We start from the raw sequence: 15,324 nt of genomic DNA, 5'->3' as shown, positions 1-15,324 counted from the left end.
TTCCCGACGTGACCAGCAGTGGCTTGCCCGATCCAGTGAGTGCTTCACACAACGCCTCGACGGCTCGCCGGTCGGTCTCAACGGCCGCGGCGAAATCGGAGAAGTCGTGAATGAAAGCGGTGTGGATGACCGCGTCGGCTTTGATGGCGCCATCGCGCAGGCTGTCGAGATCGGTGAGTGAGCCGCGCTGCACAGCCACGCCCGTGGCGGCGAGCACCGCCTCCGACGCGTCCGAGCGCGCCAGTCCCAGTACCTCGTGCCCCGCACCGACCAGCTCGCGGACGACCGCGCTGCCTACGAGCCCGGTCGCGCCCGTGACGAAAACCCGCATGGAGAACTCCTAGAACGTGCTTTTCCGATGTGTTCAGGCTGCGTCCGGGCATCGTCGGGTGTCCAAGACCTGTTTCGCATTCTGCGATACGAAATGGGCATCACCGCAGTTCGTTGCCCTTGCTCGTAGGTTCGAAGGTGGAATTCAGGGATAACCTGAATGCATGAGCGATGCGCCCTCCGACCTCGACCTGCGGCTCGTGCGGTACTTCACCGTGGTCGCCGAGCACCGGCATTTCGGCAAGGCCGCCGACGCGTTGCGCATCGCGCAGCCGTCGTTGTCCAGGCAAATCCGCCGCCTTGAACAGCAACTCGGGGCGCGCCTGCTCGACCGCACGCCGCGGGGCACGGCCTTGACCGAGGCCGGTGAGGCGTTCCTGCCGCGTGCCAAGGCGCTGCTGCGTTCGGCGACGCGCGCCGCGGCGACCGCTCGCGCGGCCGCGCGGCCGAACCGCATCGTCATCGGCTACACCAGCGGGCTCATCGTCACGCCCGCAGCGCAGGCGATGCGCAAGTTGCATCCCGACGCCGACGTGCACACCCAGCACTTCGAGTACCACGAACCACGCGCGGCGCTGCTCGACCGCAGGGCAGACGCCGTCGTCACGCGCCTGCCGTTCTCGACCGACGGCCTGCGCGTGACGTTGCTCTACGAGGAGCCAAGGGCCGTCGTGGTATCGCGGGAGCACCGCCTGGCCAGCAAGAAGTCCGTCACGCTCGACGACATCGCGGACGAGCCGATGCCGCGCATCCCCGGGGCGGACGCGACGTGGAGCGCGTACTGGCGGCTGGAACCCCGCCCCGACGGCAGCAGCGCACCCGACGGCCCGATCATCAACGCGCTCGAGGACAAGTTCGAGGTGGTCGCCGCAGGCGAGGCCGTGGCGATCGCGGTGGGCGCGGCGGCGCATCTGCGCCCCGACCTGGTTGCGATCCCGCTGGAGGGCGTCGAGCCGAGCCACGTCGTGCTTGCCACCCGGGCAGGCGAACGCAGCCGGCTCGTCGCCGACTTCACCAAGCTCGCCGAGGAGCTCCTCACCGGCCCACCGCGGGACTGAGCCTTTCCGCTCTCGACTAGCGCGCCGAGAACAGATGATTCCGCGACAGGAGACTCAGGTGCCGCCCACCGCCACCAGAGCAAGGTGCTGGCGCGCAGGCGTAGCGATCCAGACGAGTGGTGGCGGCAGAGCGAGTAATCATGCGATCTCACCTGCTACCAAGCGCCGCTCGCCCACCGGCTTGACCTGGATCTCAGGACCTTCGACCAGGAGCGGGCTGGTGCGCGCCAGTCTCGATGTAGGGCCAACGCGGTGTCCTCGCCGGACGGGCAGGCCAACCAGGCGCTGTGATCGAAAGCCGCGGCTCGGTCGTGGCTCCAACGACTACAGCCCTAAATGCGGGTCAGGAGCTGTCTTACCTGGATGTCCACGTCGACGTCGCCAGCCACCGATGATTTCGTCGAGCGGGTGGGGTCTGTACCTACGAATCGTGAGCCGTGAACATGACCATGATCAGTTAGGGGAACCCGTGACCACTAACGCACTACCGCCCGTAGTCGACGCCGACACCTGGCAGCGCCAACTCGACGCGCTGCGCGACCGGGAGAAGGCTGCGACCCGAGAACTCGACGCGATCGCCGCGCAGCGCCGCCGCATGCCGATGGTCAAGATGCCCGACTACACCCTTGAGGGCGAGGAGGGACCGGTCCGGCTGGCAGACCTTTTCGGCGGTACGTCACAGCTGATCGTCTACAACCACATGTGGTTCCCCGGCGAGCAATGGCAGTGTTCGGGCTGCACCGGGTTCACCTCGCAGTTCACCCGGTTGGCGTTCCTGGACAACTACGACGCCCGGTTCGTCATCGTCACCCAAGGTCCGATCGACGAGGCGCTCGCTTACAAGCGGCGGGTCGGGAACCAGATGACCTGGTATTCCACCGCGAACAGTCCATTCGGTTCCGACGTCGGTGCACCGCCCGGTGGGGGATTCGCGGTCAACGTGTTCTTGCGGGACGGCAACACCGTTTATCGCACCTGGCACACCAACGGCCGTGGCACCGAGCAGCTCAGTCACAGCTTCGCGCTGATCGATCTGTTGCCGTACGGGCGGCAGGAGGAGTGGCAGGACTCGCCCGAGGGCTGGCCGCAGGCGCCCACCTACAGCCGGTGGGCCGCTTCCGAAGACATAGCCGCGCTATACGGAGTGGATGGGTGAGGGTGCCACCCGGGCACTACTTGTCCGGCTTCGTTTGATGATGGACACACCATTTTCAGATGCTGGCTGCACCTCGGCCGAACGGATCTCTGCGCCACAACCCATGACCGCACGTCGATCAGGCATGAGCCCTTGTGTTCTGAGGGCGAAGGGCCCGTGTGATCGGTGCTTGGGAAACGGGAGCATCGGCGGGGAGGGATGTCTTATGTGTCAGCTCGATGGGAAAGTCGCCTTGGTCACCGGCGGTTCCGAGGGTATTGGGGCGGCCGCTGCTCGGCGTTTCGTCTTGGAAGGGGCGACCGTGTTCGTCACCGGTCGACGGCAGGCCGAGTTGGACACCACGGTGAAGGCGATCAACGAGCAGAGCGACCGCGGACAAGCCATCGCGGTGCGAAGCGACGTGTCCTCGCACGGGGACCTGGACCGTCTTTACACCCGGGTCAGGGACCACAGCGGCCGCATTGACGTGTTGTTCGCGAACGCGGGTGTGTCTGAGCTCGCGCGACTGGAAGAGGTCAGCGAAGAGCATTTCGACCGCGTCTTCGGCATCAACGTCCGGGGGCTGCTGTTCACGGTGCAGAAGGCGCTGCCGCTGCTGTCGGATGGCGCGTCGGTCATCCTGTCGTCGTCCATCGCCGCGTCCAAGGGCGTCGAAGGGACGAGCGTCTACAGCGCCACCAAGGCCGCCATTCGCAACTTCGCGCGCACCTGGGCGGTGGAGCTGGCGGGGCGCCGTATCCGGGTCAATGCGGTCAGCCCAGGCCCGATCGAGACTCCCGGGTTTTCCGGCGTCGCGACCGATCCGGCTCAGGCGACCGACTTCAAGGACGCGCTCCTGGCCGCCATGCCCCTCGGGCGGTTGGGAGACCCGGACGAGGTAGCCGCAGCCGCGCTCTTCCTGGCAACTGATGCCAGCAGTTTCACCACCGGTGCCGAACTCTTCGTCGACGGAGGACTTGCGCAGGTCTGAGCTAGCCAGTGTCACTCGTCCTCCGAAGCCAATCTGATCTGAGACAGAACACCAACGGTCACTACTCGGGTGTTCGGAGTTTCCCTTTCATGGTTCGGCATGGCTTCGGACATGCCCAAGCAGAGTTGATCGTCTCAGCGGCGAGGTGCCGCACCGGTGAGCGGAGACGTCATGTTCCGTTGTTCGCGTAGGGGATCACGTGGGGGTACGTGCCGGTGGTCCGGACTGGGGGCTCGTAGGTGGGTTCGATCGCGACGTGGGCGAGGTGATCTCCACAATCAGCATCCGCCCAAGGGGTGGCTCATCGCCGAAGGCCGGGCTGGACGTGGCGAGGTGCGTGGTCGGTGAACGGAGTACCGCGCCCGAGGACCTGAAAAGGCAGTCGCCCTGCTGCGCGGCGGGGCCGCGTTTCCGCCGGAGTCGTCGCCCGTGCTTGCAGCCCTGCTCGAAAAGCACAAGGTCATGGAGTGGGGGTCGGATGCCTCCGAGGTGTGGCGGTCCGTGGACATAGCCGCTCAAGCTGTCGCGAAAGCTGTCATCGGGGCGATGGCGTAGCAGGCGTTCGGCCCTTGTCAGGGTCGTCCTGACGATCTAGCTTGTCAGGGTAAGTCTGACAAGGAGGGTGGGATGGCTGCTTCTGCTTCGGCGGTTGAGGTGTTGCGGTGTTCGTTCTGCGGTAAGGCGAGTACCGAGGTCGACAAATTGGTCGCCGGGCCTGGCGTGCACATCTGCGACGGGTGCGTTGGCTTGGCCGGGTCCATCATCGAGGAGTACCGCGGCAAACCAGTCGATCCCAAGTTGCCCATGTGGGGATCGCTGTCCGACGAGCAGATGCTCGAGCACATTCCCCGCGTCGCTGCGGTCGCCGATCAGGTCGAGGCCAATCTGCACTCCTGGGTCCAGGAGTTGCGCCGGCGAGAGGTCACCTGGAGCAGGATCGGCGAGGCGCTGGGCATCTCCCGGCAGTCCGCGTGGGAGCGGTTCTCCGGCGAGCGGTGACCACGCCTGGATGCGAGTGGTTTTCCTTGTGATGTGGTGATTTTCCCGGCATCCGCGCGGTCGCGTGAACCCGGCTTCCGGGAACTGCGGGTCACTTCCGCGTCTCCTACCGTCGAAACGCGGCAGGCCCCCAGCGCATGGGGGTGCTGGGCCGCGACGGCCTAGTCGGGAAGGACCTGTTCGATGACCGAGGACACCAAGCATCGCGTGCCGCAGCCGATCCGCGGGAACTCCGGCGGCACCGATCCCGGACCGCGCAACGTAGCGGTCGATCTCCAGAACCCCAGCATGTTGACGCGACCGGAGACCGACTCGGGCACCTTGCCGAACATGAAGTTCTCCTTCAGCCAGGCGAGCATGCGACTGGAACCCGGTGGTTGGGCTCGGGAGGTCACGCAGCGCGAACTGCCGATCGCTACCACTCTTTCCGGGGTCAACATGCGGCTGAACCCCGGTGCGATTCGTGAGCTGCACTGGCACAAACAATCCGAATGGGCGTACGTGCTCAACGGCCGCTGCCGGATCAGCGCGGTCGACCAGGAGGGCCGGAACTTCCTCGAAGACGTCTCCGAAGGCGACCTCTGGTTCTTCCCGGCCGGGATTCCCCACCACATCCAGGCCCTGGCCGAGGGCGTCGAGTTCCTGCTGGTCTTCGACGACGGCAACTTCTCCGAGAACAACACGTTCCTGCTCAGCGACTGGTTCGCGCACACCCCGCGATCGGTGCTCGCGAAGAACTTCGGGATCGCCGAGGAGAATTTCGACTCGATTCCCGAGTCCGAGCTCTACATCTTCAACGGTTCCGCACCGCCGCCGCTGGAGTCCGACCGGGTCGTCAGTCCGACCGGCGACGTGCCCCGGACCTTCAAGCACCGGTTGCTCTCCCAGGAGCCGATCCGGACCAGTGGCGGCACCGCGCGGATCGTCGACTCGACCAACTTCGCCGCCTCCACCACCACTTCGGCGGCGCTGGTGGAGATCGAGCCGGACGGGATCCGGGAGCTGCACTGGCACCCGACCAACGACGAGTGGCAGTACTACCTCTCCGGCCAGGGCCGGATGGGCGTCTTCGCCAGCGGCGGGGTCAACCGCACCTTCGACTACCAGGCCGGGGACGTCGGCTACGTCCCGTTCGCGATGGGGCACTACATCGAGAACACCGGGTCCACCCCGCTGCGGTTGTTGGAGATGTTCAAGGCGCCCAGGTTCGCGGACATCAGCCTCGTCCAGTGGCTGGCCCTCACCCCGCCGGAAGTGGTGCGCCACCACCTGAACTTCAACGACGTCGCGATGGGATCACTGCACAAGGACAAGCGACCAGTGTTCCGCTGACCGGAAAACCGAGCGCTGTGCTCGGTTTTCCGCAGCGGGTGATGTTGGGTGTGCGGCCAGCGGTTGAGCGCCGCTCAACCGCGTTGCGGACGACCGCTCAGGCCGGGACCGATGGCTGCGCCCAAAGGCCGTCGATCTCGCGTTCCGCTGCTGCGAGGCTTTCTTTCGCCAGCGGGACCAGTGCCGACATCTCCGGCGTCACCTCGGCGAGCGTGAGCTCCGCGGTGATGAAGCGCGGCTTCAGGCCCGTCATCGAGACGCCGTGCGGCAGCCAAGGCTCCGCGTGGTCCCAGCCGTAGCGGGGCGTGCCCGCGCCGTAGCCGCCGCCACGAGCAGCGAGCACGATGAACTCGCGGCCGCTCAGCAGGCCGGAACGGGTCTCGGGGTCGAAGGACAGCCCGGCCGCGATCAGGTAGTCGACCCAGGACTTGACGCTGCTGGGCGGGCCGAAGTTGTACAGCGGGAGGCCCAGCAGGATCGTGTCGGCTCGCTTCGCCTCCTCGACCACCTGCTCGGTCAGCGCCCACGACGCGGCCTGTGCCGGGGTGTGCTGGTCGGGCGGCAGCATCCGGGCCGCGCCGCCCGCGTCGTCGAGGTGCGGAAGGGGGTTGTTGCCCAGGTCGCGGTACGTCACGGTGCCGCCGGGGTGCGCGGCGCGCCAGGCATCGGCTGCCCGCGCGGTGAGCTTCCGGCTGACCGAACGGTCGCCCTGGATGCTGGAGTCGATTTGCAACAGGTTAGCCATGTCGATGACCTCTCATCGATCGTTTGTGTAAGGCAAACTATTTGTAGCACATCGATAGGTTGGTCGGGTCGGATAGAGTTGGTGAATGGCCTCACTGCCGGTCGTCAACCAGCCGCCACGCCGTTCGGGCGCGCTGCTCGAACACCTCGCGCGCCGGATGCGGCTGCGCACCGAGTCGGCACTGGCGCCGATGGGCCTGCGGCCTCGTCACCTCGTCGCCCTCACGGTGCTGCGGGACAGCGGTGGAAGCACCCAACAGGCGCTGGCCAAGACGCTGGAAATGGACGGGACGAACATCGTCGGGCTGCTCAACGACCTCGAAGCCGAGCGGCTGATCGAACGGCGGCGCTCGCCCGAGGACCGCCGTCGCCACATCGTCGAGCTCACCGAAGTCGGTGCGCACAAGCTGGCGAAGGCCGAGTTCGCCCTCGCGGCGGCAGAGGACGAGGTGCTCGGCGCACTGGACAACGACCAGCGCGACATGCTCTACGACCTGCTCCACCGGGCGACCACCGGGAGCACTCTGATCTGTACCGCGACCTGCGACGACTGAATCGCGGTAGCGGCGGCGACTTCGTGCGAAATCGGCAGTCGACGTGCGGCCGTGCGAAGGCGGGTGCTCAGGGGCGTTGGGTGGTCGCGGCCTCCGCGGCTTCCAGGATCTTCGACCAGGGGATTTCCGGGGTTTGGCCGGATCGGGGGCCTTGCAGGGGCCAGTAGTCGTCTCCCGTCAGGAGTTGGACTCCGGCGGTGGCCAAGGTTTCGGTGTGCGACCGCCAGGCCGGGTGGCGCACGTGGGTCACGTTGATCTTCGGGAACACCACGACCGGCATTTCCGGAGTGCCGATCGCTTCGCCCAGCGTGGTCAGCGCCTGGTTGTCGGCGAGGCCGAGGGCCAGCTTGGCGACCGTGTTGGCCGACGCCGGGCAAACCAGGTAGCAGTCGATCGGCGGGTGCGGGCGGGCGTCGGTCGGCTGGCGGGGTTCGACCCGGCACGGCAGGTCGGTCACCTGCTCGATCCGCTCGATCTCGCCGAGCGGTCGCAGCCACCCGCCTGCCGTCGGCGTCAGCGTCACGGCGACCCGCCAGCCGCGCGCGATCGCCGGTTCGATCAGCGCCGGCCGGATCCGCTCCACCCCGCCAGCCGCCGAACCGATCAATCCCAAGGTGCGCATGACCGCCAGTATGTCGCGGCCAGGCGGATCGTCAGGACGCCGACTTCAGGTCCGATTCCTTCACGTAGACCCAGCGGTGGTTGTACGAGATCGGCACGTAGACCTCGGATCCGACGACCACCGTGTGGTTGTTCGGGTCGTTGAGGCCGTCGTAGGTCGCGTAGTAGTACTCCGCCGCGGCGGACTCACCCGCGACGTACACCTGACCGGCCGGGACGGTGTACTGCAGCGGCTTCACGTCGGGCCGTGCGATACCGGACGGGAACTCGCCGGGCTCCGGCAGCGCCATGCCGTAGGTCGGGATCTGGTCCCGGACCGGAGTTACCAGTTCGGCGTCGTCGGCGGGCGCGGTGTTCGTGCCGTTCGGGTCGCGCAGCCATGCCTTCTTGCCGTCGTACCAGATGGCCAACCAATCGCCCGCGCGTTCCGCCACCGCGTACTGCCGTCCGGTGACCGCCTTGTCCGACCAGTCGTCGATCTTCGTCGTGCCGGGGGCGCCGTCCGGGTGCACCGTCGGCGAGCTGAGCAGCGGTGCGTCGTCGCGCGGTTCGGTGTGCAGGTAGAGGAAGTTCGCCGGTTGCGACGGCAGGTCCACGCAGGGTTGGTCCGGCGGGCAGCTGGTGACCAGCGGTCGGTTCGTGTCGAACCTCGGGAAGATCGTCACGACCTCCTCGCCACCAGCGCCACTGTCCAGCGGCTCGCCGAGCAGGTTCATGTAGTGCGCCCAGTCCCAGTACGGGCCCGGGTCGTAGTGCTCGCCCCCGGCCTGCTCCGGCTTGTCGGCGCTGACGTCGTCGTGGCCGAGGATGTGTTCGCGGTCCAGCGGGATGTCGTACTTCTTCGCCAGGTATCGGACCAGTTCCGCTGACGAGCGGTACATCTGCTCGGTGTACCAGGTGCCGCCCTCGGCCGCCCAGCCCTCGTGCTCGATGCCGATGGAGTGCATGTTGCGATCCCAGCTGCCCGCGTGCCACGCCATGTCCTTGGTGGGGACCATCTGCGTGACCTGGCCGTCGGAGGAGCGGATCACGTAGTGCGACGCGGCACCGTGCGCCGGGCTCTGGAACGCCGCGATCGCCGCCTGGTAGGAGGTTTCGGTGTCGTGGATGACGATGGAGTCGATCCGGACGTCGTCCGGACGGCTCGCGGTGTCGTAGTTGCCGTAGCCGCCGCTGGGGTCCTGCGGATCGGTCGGGGCGTAGGCGGCCGGGATGTACTGGCAGTCCAGCTCCGCCGGGCATTCCGGTGCGGGACCGGGTTCGGCCTGGACGTTCTCCAGGCGGGTGCCGGTGAGATCGCGGTCGGGCACCACCTCGGGGATCTTGGCGAAAGCCACCCGCTGTCCGGTGGACGTGGTCCGGGCGCGGCCCTGACCGAGCACGTCGTAGACCGAGTCGGCGAAGGACCGCGCACCGCTGGCCTGCGGGCTGCCGCTGAGTTCGGCGACCGCCGGGTACCAGCCGCCGATGTTGTTGGGCAGCGCTCCCCCGCTGACTGCCTCGGCGCGAGCGGCCAGCAGCGCGGCACCGGCGCGGATGTTCTGCGTCAGGTCGGCCTTGACCTGTTCCGGTGGGAGGTGCACCAGGTTCGCGGCTTCGCCCAGGGTGTGCAGCGTCGGGTGATCCGCGAGCTTGACCAGCTTCGGGTTCTCCCGGCGCAGCTCCGCCGGATCCACCTCGGTCAGGTGCATCGGGCCGTAGCCACCGGCTTTGCTCTGCTCGCCGCCGTGGTCCTCCCACCTGGTGAGCTGGAAGGAGGTGGCCATCAGCAGGGGCGCCGGGACGCCGAATTCGGCGGCGGCCGATTCGAAGGCTTGCTGCTCGACGGTGTTCGGATCTTCGGCGTAGGCGGGTTGCGCCGTCAGCAGTCCGGTGGCGGCAACAGCTGCCGCCACGGCGGTCCACCAGTGCCGTTTCCTCGTGGTCAAGACTCTGCTACCTCGCATTGCCATGGCGTTTCGCGGAGTCTTGTGTGGACACCCCAGAACTCCGCACGATCGCTGCGGGTGGTGCTGATCATGGAACCTGTCGACAAGCGTGCCCTGCCGCAAGGTCCGCTGGCCGAAAGGACCGGAATCTTTGCGTTATCGGTATGAACGACTGCCTTGTCGGGATGTGGTGGCCGAATGTGCGGTGATCGGCGACACATTGGATGTTTCTGGCGAAACCAGATCTGTCGTTCTTCGGACCTCGCCGCACGAACGCGAATCGTGAAGTCGATCTGGTCGCGCTGGCCGGTAAACGATCACTCCCGCGCGTGCTCGGCCGCTTCGAAGCCGACGCATTCCAGGACGGGAAGCCGGGGATATCGGGGCAGCCGCTCGTCCCACTTGGCGCGCGTGCAACGCAGGTAGGTGGTGCCGCGCTTGGTCTGGTTGAGCGAGGGGTGGCGGCACGTGCGGCACAAGCCGGGGGAGTCCGGCAGCCCCGCCCACGCGCTTTCGTCGGACATCGACACTCCTGCATACGTTGCTGCACAGCCCCACCTGTGAGCGGCAGCTTCGGGCCAAGCTACTTGGTCGCTGTGCCCTGCGCCTCGAAACTTCAGCCGCTGTCCGAGGGAGGGGTTGGCGGACACGTCTTAACCAGCATGTTGCATTTTAGTATTGCAGGATTGTTGAACAACTCGGTACCGTCGCGGCAGGCCGATGTGATCGGAGTTACCGATGAGCCGAAGAACCGCGACGCTCGGGGCGCCTGAGCTCTGCCGCCGGACGCGTTGGGTACGGACGGACGGGCATCAGCCCAGCGGTACGGCTGCGTTGCGGGGCTGAGCGGGCGATGGGCGCATTGCTGGAAGTGCTGCGAACGGGTCCACTGTCGACGGTGCAGGACTTGGGGCGCGTCGGGTTCGCGTCGGTCGGTGTGGGCGTTTCCGGTGCGGCTGACCGAGATGCGCTGAAGCTGGCGAACCGCCTGGTCGGCAACCCGGCCGGGGCGGCTGCCGTGGAGGTGACGTTGGGCGGGTTCGCGGCGCGCGCCGACCAGGACGTCACGGTCGCCGTCACCGGCGCTCCCTGTCCGATCACTGTGGACGGTCGTAGCGGGGTGTTCAACGCGCCGCTGCGGATTCCCGCCGGGGCGGTCCTGCGACTTGGGGCACCGGGTCTCGGGTTGCGCAGCTATGTGGCCGTGCGCGGTGGGATCGATGTCGCCCCGGTGCTGGGCTCGCGGGCGACCGACCTGCTCTCCGGGATCGGACCGGAACCCCTGCGGTCCGAGGTGGTGCTGCCCATCGGATCAGAGCCCGGCGCGCCAGCGTCCGACATTCCGGCGCACGTGCCGGAACCCGTCGCGGACGAGCTGGAATTGCAGGTGGTGCCGGGACCGCGCGCCGACTGGTTCGGCACCGCGGCGTTCACGACCCTGCTGACCGAGCCCTACACGGTGACATCGGAGAACAACCGGATCGGCATCCGGCTCGACGGCCCCGAGTTGGCCCGGCGCCACCACGGTGACCTGGCCAGCGAGGGAATGGTGCCCGGCGCGTTGCAGGTGCCGCCGTCGAACCGGCCGGTGCTGTTCCTCGTCGACCACCCGGTGACCGCGGGTTTCCCGGTCATAGCGGTGGTGGTGTCCGCCGACGTGGGGAAAGCGGCCCAAGCGCGTCCAGGACTACGGCTGAAATTCACCACGCAACAAGCTCCCAGCCCGTACGACCCGGCCCCCGCCTGAACCTCATCCGGCGCGGCGGTGGTCTTCGTCCTTTGTGGATGGTGTCGCCGGACTCGGCCGGGGGGTTCCCAGTCCGGCGACTCCTTCCTCATTATTCGTGCCGGGTCTGTTGATTCGCAGTGCTCCCCGTTTCGGGACTTGCGCAAGAAATCCCAGATCAGCGGCATGGACTTCGGTTGTGGGAACTGCTGGTACGGCTCGGATACGGGAGAGCTGGCGGCCGGGTAGCGACCGCCAAACGCTTTCGGCTCGGCTGCGGGTCGGGCTGCTGGGTCAGGTCGCGTAGGTCAGGAGGCGGTCGGCTCGGGTTGGTTCGCGGAGTTTCTGCAGGGCTCGGCGTTCGATCTGGCGGATGCGTTCTCGGGTTACTCCGAGTTCCCTGCCGATCTCGTCGAGGGTGCGTTGCCGACCGTCGTCGAGGCCGCAGCGCAGGCGGATCACCTCCTGCTCGCGTTGGTCGAGCGTGTTCAGCACCGCCTCGATTTCTCGCCGCAGCAGGCGATATCCGGCATCCTCTTCGGGCGACGCGTGCGGGTCGTGGCCGAGCAGGTCGGCCAGCGTTGCGTTGCCGTCCGGTCCGATCGCTTGGTCCAGGCTGATCGGTTCCTTGGCGTGCGCGAGCAGTTCGAGCAGTTGGCGGGGCGACATGCCGAGCGCTTCGGCGGTTTCGTGGTGTTGCGGTTCCCGGCCCAACCGCACCGACATCTCGTGCCGGATCCGCGCGACCTGGTTCACCTGTTCCGCCACGTGGACGGGCAGTCGGATGGTGCGCGGCTGGTCCAGCAGCGCTCGGGTGATCGCTTTGCGGATCCACCAGGTCGCGTAGGTGGCGAACTTGAACCGCGGGGTGTGGTCGTACTTCTCGATGGCGTGCAGCAGGCCCAGGTTGCCTTCCTGGACCAGGTCCAGCAGCGGCATGCCGCGACCGGTGTAGCGCTTGGCGATGCTCACCACCAGCCGCAGATTCGCTTCCAGCAGCGCGACTTTCGCGGCCCGGCCTGCCGCGACGAGTTCGGCCAGCTCGGCCCGGTACTGCCGGGACAGCCGATCGGCTCGGTGCGCCAGCAGGTGCTCGGCGAACAGCCCGGCCTCGATGCTCTTGGCGAGTTCGATTTCCTGGGCCTGGTCGAGCAGTTCGGCTCGGCCGATCGCGGCCAGGTACAGGCGCACCAGGTCGACGGTGGTCGCGTTGCGGCCACCGCCCGTTTCGCAAACATCCGGTTCGATGTCCAGCAGCGGTGCCGCCACCTGCCAACGCCTTTCGGACGCACGTGCACGCAGTTGTCCAGGGTGGCGAATCGGGCTGTCACGGCGCTGGCGCGCGGTCAGCTCGGGAAGCTCGGCGAAACCGCTGGTCGGGCGCGAGGTCTGGGGTCGGTGTGCGGGCCGGGTACGGCTGGGCCGATCGGCGGATCGAAAAGGTGGCTGTCCGCCGGGCTGCGGCCAAGATAATCTTGCCGGGTGGGAGGGATCCGCCATCGATGACGACGCAGACCAGCGTTCCGGTTCAACCGCCCAGCGCGAGTGCGGCCGGGCGGTTCGGCCGCTCGCGCGATGAGGCGTGGTTCCGTCCCCGGCGCAAGCCGGGCCGCATCGGACCGATCAGCCTCGCCCGGCTGCTGGTGTTCGAACTCGTCCAGCTTTCGCTGTGCTTCTTCATCTTCCAGGCGTTGTGGGCGCTGATCGTCGGCGGACTGGTCGGGGTGGCCGCCGCGGTCGCGACTTTCGGCTGGCGAAAAGACAAGTGGTGGACGGAAATCCTCCGGTTGCGCCTTCGTTTCCGAGCCCGGCGGGGCATCGTCGCGGCTCGCCGGGACGACCCGCGGTTGGTGTCGCTGTGCGAGTTGGCGCCCGACCTGACCGTGGAGGACGTCGCGGGCGTCGAGGGTGCGCGGCTGGGCATGGGTAGCGATGGCGCGGGCTGGTTCGCCGTGCTGGAGGTCGGCACCGACGACGGGCCGCAGCCGCCGATCCCGCTGTCGGCGTTGGCACGGATCGCCACCGAGGCCGAACAGGCCGGGGTCGTGGTGCAGGTGGTGCTGCACAGCGCGCCGCTGACCGGGGCGAACCAGCGCGACCACGCGACGTGGCTCGCCGTGCGGTTGGATTCGCAGACCGTCGCCCAGGCGGCGGTCGACCGCCCCGGTGGGGATCTCAACGTGCCCGTGGTGCTGGCCGAGCTGACCAGGAGGGTGGATAGGTCGTTGCGGCGCCGGGGGTTGACGGCGCGGATGCTGGATTCCGACGGGTTGCTGGACGCGCTGGTGCGGTCCTGCGATCTGGGGGCTCCGACGGATCTGCGTCCGGTCCAGCCGCAGGAGGAGTGGGATTGCTGGCGTTCCACCAAGTTGACGCACGGGTGCTTCTGGATGCGCACCTGGCCCAACCCGGAACGCGGTTCGCTGCTGCTCTCGGCCCTCGCCGAGGTGCCGGACGCGCAGGTCAACATCTCGATAGTGGTGGAGCCAGAACAGGGCAGCACCGGTGTTCGCGGGTTGGTGCGGGTGGCCACTGCCGCTGAGCAGTACCAGCAGACCTGCGACATGATCCTCCGGCTCGCCGAGCACGCGGGTGGACGACTGTCCAGATTGGACGGACAGCAGCTGCCCGCGGTGTACGCTTCGGCCCCGACCGGAGGTGGCGCGCGGTGAACGCGGGACAGTTCCAGTCGGCCGCTCAACAGCCCCCGGTGGCTCCCGAGGAGGCGCCAGCCCCGGTCGCCGAGTCGCGCGGCGTCGAGTCGGACGAGAGCGCCAAAACTGCGGTGCACAAGCTGGTTCCGGTGATCTCGGCGGCGAAGCCGCCGGTGCCGACCGCCGGTCCGGAGTTGGACGGGCCGCAGGTCGGCGCGGATGATTCGGCGTTCGCGCCCGCGTTGGGTGGGTCGGAGTGGAACGGCCGGGCCAACGGAGCGGTGCTGGGCAACACCGCCGCTGCCGCTTCGGTCGCATCGGTGGAATCCAGGGCCGTCGGTCTCGCCGCGCCGATGCCGCCCGCGGGCGGGCCGGGGCCGTACGCCGACGACAGCCCGACGGTGATCGTGCGCAAGCACCCGGACTGGCGACCGCGGAAGCAGCGTTCGGTGCCACGGCTGGACATCGGGCAACACCAGGCCACCGAGCGCGATCTCGACCTGATGCAGCTGACCGGCACGTCGTTCGGCTTCCTGCTGGGCCGCAACCAGGCTGGTTTCCCGGTGACGTTGACGCTGTTCCGGCCAGACCCGGTGTCGGTCGCGTTGGTCGGCGCGTCCTGGGCGGCGCGACTGCTCGCCTACCGGGCGTTGCGGCACGGCGCGAAGGTGCTGGTGTTCACCGACCAGCCAGCGGGCTGGTCGAACCTGGGCCGCGTGGCGACCGGGCGCGGCGACCGGGTCGCGGTCCTGGAGCCGGGCTCGGAGGCAGGTGTGGTGGCGTCACCGGACGCCCCGGTGCTGTCCCTGTACGACGGGGAATCCCCGCCGTCCCCGGCTGAACCGGCGCCTTGGCTGACGCGGGTGATGGTGCTGCACCAGTTCACCCCGCATCGAGCGACGGCCCTGCGATCGGACGTCGTGCTGCTCCAGCGCCTGATGCCCTACGAGGCATCGGTGATCGCCGCCTCCCGCGGCTTCACCTCCCGCACCGCTGGACAGCTGCAAGCCTTGCGCCACGACATGCTGGCCGTCCTGACGAAGTCGGAGAACCACTACGTCTGGCTGTCCACAGCGGACGAAGAGCGCGAAGAACTCGGCCCACCTGGCCGTTACTGACTTCGTCGGGGGGGGGGGGGGGGGGGGGGGGGGGGGGGGGGGGCGCCCCCCCCCCCGGGGGGGGCGGGGGGGGGGGGGGGGGGGGTTTTAAAAAAAAAGAAGGCGCGCCCGCGAAGAGTTTTTTTTATTTGTGG

General features: G+C 68.0%; 15 protein-coding genes. 9 read left to right on the top strand and 6 right to left on the bottom strand.

The annotated features are described in order from the left end of the window. Positions 1 to 331 (bottom strand): NAD-dependent epimerase/dehydratase family protein (locus MOQ72_RS42415; protein WP_242191671.1); only part of this gene is annotated, 331 nt, incomplete at its 3' end. Between the two features lie 163 nt (positions 332 to 494). On the opposite strand from MOQ72_RS42415, the gene MOQ72_RS42410 reads away from it, so the two are divergent. From MOQ72_RS42410 to MOQ72_RS42390, 5 genes are all read left to right on the top strand, one after another. Further along, entirely contained in the window at positions 495 to 1,388 is an 894-nt protein-coding gene (locus tag MOQ72_RS42410) for a LysR family transcriptional regulator (protein WP_242191670.1), read from the top strand. 469 nt (positions 1,389 to 1,857) lie between these two features. Then, positions 1,858 to 2,544: a DUF899 domain-containing protein gene (locus tag MOQ72_RS42405; RefSeq protein ID WP_242191668.1), complete on the top strand. Its 687-nt coding sequence runs from the start codon at positions 1,858 to 1,860 to the stop codon at positions 2,542 to 2,544. 205 nt (positions 2,545 to 2,749) lie between these two features. Further along, a complete protein-coding gene (locus MOQ72_RS42400) occupies positions 2,750 to 3,514 on the top strand; it encodes an SDR family NAD(P)-dependent oxidoreductase (protein ID WP_242191667.1) in 765 nt (254 codons plus the stop codon). Positions 3,515 to 4,141: 627 nt separating this feature from the next. Further along, positions 4,142 to 4,513 (top strand): ClpX C4-type zinc finger protein, encoded by a 372-nt coding sequence (locus MOQ72_RS42395; protein ID WP_242191665.1) that lies wholly within the window; start codon positions 4,142 to 4,144, stop codon positions 4,511 to 4,513. A gap of 183 nt (positions 4,514 to 4,696) precedes the next feature. Then, entirely contained in the window at positions 4,697 to 5,845 is a 1,149-nt protein-coding gene (locus tag MOQ72_RS42390; RefSeq protein ID WP_242191664.1) for an oxalate decarboxylase family bicupin, read from the top strand. Between the two features lie 97 nt (positions 5,846 to 5,942). On the opposite strand, the gene MOQ72_RS42385 is transcribed toward MOQ72_RS42390, so the two are convergent. Then, on the bottom strand, positions 5,943 to 6,590 hold the full coding sequence (locus MOQ72_RS42385) for an FMN-dependent NADH-azoreductase (RefSeq protein ID WP_242191663.1): 648 nt from the start codon (positions 6,588 to 6,590) through the stop codon (positions 5,943 to 5,945). An 85-nt stretch (positions 6,591 to 6,675) separates the two neighbouring features. On the opposite strand from MOQ72_RS42385, the gene MOQ72_RS42380 reads away from it, so the two are divergent. Further along, a complete protein-coding gene (locus MOQ72_RS42380) occupies positions 6,676 to 7,143 on the top strand; it encodes a MarR family winged helix-turn-helix transcriptional regulator (protein WP_242191662.1) in 468 nt (155 codons plus the stop codon). 67 nt (positions 7,144 to 7,210) lie between these two features. On the opposite strand, the gene MOQ72_RS42375 is transcribed toward MOQ72_RS42380, so the two are convergent. The 3 genes from MOQ72_RS42375 to MOQ72_RS42365 all read right to left on the bottom strand — a co-directional run bounded on the left by MOQ72_RS42375 (position 7,211) and on the right by MOQ72_RS42365 (position 10,216). Beyond that, the gene (locus MOQ72_RS42375) at positions 7,211 to 7,765 is read right to left on the bottom strand and encodes a flavoprotein (RefSeq protein WP_242191661.1); all 555 of its coding nucleotides are present in this window, start codon (positions 7,763 to 7,765) and stop codon (positions 7,211 to 7,213) included. A 31-nt stretch (positions 7,766 to 7,796) separates the two neighbouring features. Next, positions 7,797 to 9,692 (bottom strand): N-acetylmuramoyl-L-alanine amidase, encoded by a 1,896-nt coding sequence (locus MOQ72_RS42370; RefSeq protein WP_242191660.1) that lies wholly within the window; start codon positions 9,690 to 9,692, stop codon positions 7,797 to 7,799. A 317-nt stretch (positions 9,693 to 10,009) separates the two neighbouring features. Then, positions 10,010 to 10,216, bottom strand: a complete 207-nt coding sequence (locus MOQ72_RS42365) for a hypothetical protein (RefSeq protein WP_242191659.1) — start codon at positions 10,214 to 10,216, stop codon at positions 10,010 to 10,012. Positions 10,217 to 10,545: 329 nt separating this feature from the next. Here MOQ72_RS42365 and MOQ72_RS42360 point away from each other — a divergent pair, with 329 nt between their 5' ends. Beyond that, on the top strand, positions 10,546 to 11,439 hold the full coding sequence (locus MOQ72_RS42360) for a 5-oxoprolinase subunit C family protein (protein ID WP_242191658.1): 894 nt from the start codon (positions 10,546 to 10,548) through the stop codon (positions 11,437 to 11,439). Between the two features lie 273 nt (positions 11,440 to 11,712). On the opposite strand, the gene MOQ72_RS42355 is transcribed toward MOQ72_RS42360, so the two are convergent. Further along, on the bottom strand, positions 11,713 to 12,687 hold the full coding sequence (locus tag MOQ72_RS42355; protein WP_242191657.1) for a sigma-70 family RNA polymerase sigma factor: 975 nt from the start codon (positions 12,685 to 12,687) through the stop codon (positions 11,713 to 11,715). Between the two features lie 233 nt (positions 12,688 to 12,920). Between MOQ72_RS42355 and MOQ72_RS42350 the strand changes: the two genes are divergently transcribed. Both MOQ72_RS42350 and MOQ72_RS42345 read left to right on the top strand, forming a co-directional pair. Beyond that, the gene (locus MOQ72_RS42350; protein ID WP_242191656.1) at positions 12,921 to 14,090 is read left to right on the top strand and encodes a type VII secretion protein EccE; all 1,170 of its coding nucleotides are present in this window, start codon (positions 12,921 to 12,923) and stop codon (positions 14,088 to 14,090) included. Beyond that, positions 14,087 to 15,190: a hypothetical protein gene (locus tag MOQ72_RS42345; RefSeq protein ID WP_242191655.1), complete on the top strand. Its 1,104-nt coding sequence runs from the start codon at positions 14,087 to 14,089 to the stop codon at positions 15,188 to 15,190. The genes MOQ72_RS42350 and MOQ72_RS42345 overlap by 4 nt, the downstream gene beginning before the upstream one ends. Positions 15,191 to 15,324: the final 134 nt, after the last annotated feature.

Source organism: Saccharopolyspora soli (genome assembly GCF_022678645.1).
Classification (GTDB): Bacteria; Actinomycetota; Actinomycetes; order Mycobacteriales; family Pseudonocardiaceae; genus Saccharopolyspora; species Saccharopolyspora soli.
This window is presented reverse-complemented; position numbering and strand designations above follow the sequence as displayed.

Coding starts and splice junctions, on each gene's coding strand:
- MOQ72_RS42395 (WP_242191665.1), top strand. CDS start 4,142: ATGGCTGCTTCTGCTTCGGCGGTTGAGGTGTTGCGGTGTTCGTTCTGC.
- MOQ72_RS42410 (WP_242191670.1), top strand. CDS start 495: ATGAGCGATGCGCCCTCCGACCTCGACCTGCGGCTCGTGCGGTACTTC.
- MOQ72_RS42375 (WP_242191661.1), bottom strand. CDS start 7,765: ATGCGCACCTTGGGATTGATCGGTTCGGCGGCTGGCGGGGTGGAGCGG.
- MOQ72_RS42365 (WP_242191659.1), bottom strand. CDS start 10,216: ATGTCCGACGAAAGCGCGTGGGCGGGGCTGCCGGACTCCCCCGGCTTG.
- MOQ72_RS42390 (WP_242191664.1), top strand. CDS start 4,697: ATGACCGAGGACACCAAGCATCGCGTGCCGCAGCCGATCCGCGGGAAC.
- MOQ72_RS42350 (WP_242191656.1), top strand. CDS start 12,921: ATGACGACGCAGACCAGCGTTCCGGTTCAACCGCCCAGCGCGAGTGCG.
- MOQ72_RS42400 (WP_242191667.1), top strand. CDS start 2,750: ATGTGTCAGCTCGATGGGAAAGTCGCCTTGGTCACCGGCGGTTCCGAG.
- MOQ72_RS42385 (WP_242191663.1), bottom strand. CDS start 6,590: ATGGCTAACCTGTTGCAAATCGACTCCAGCATCCAGGGCGACCGTTCG.
- MOQ72_RS42380 (WP_242191662.1), top strand. CDS start 6,676: ATGGCCTCACTGCCGGTCGTCAACCAGCCGCCACGCCGTTCGGGCGCG.
- MOQ72_RS42360 (WP_242191658.1), top strand. CDS start 10,546: ATGGGCGCATTGCTGGAAGTGCTGCGAACGGGTCCACTGTCGACGGTG.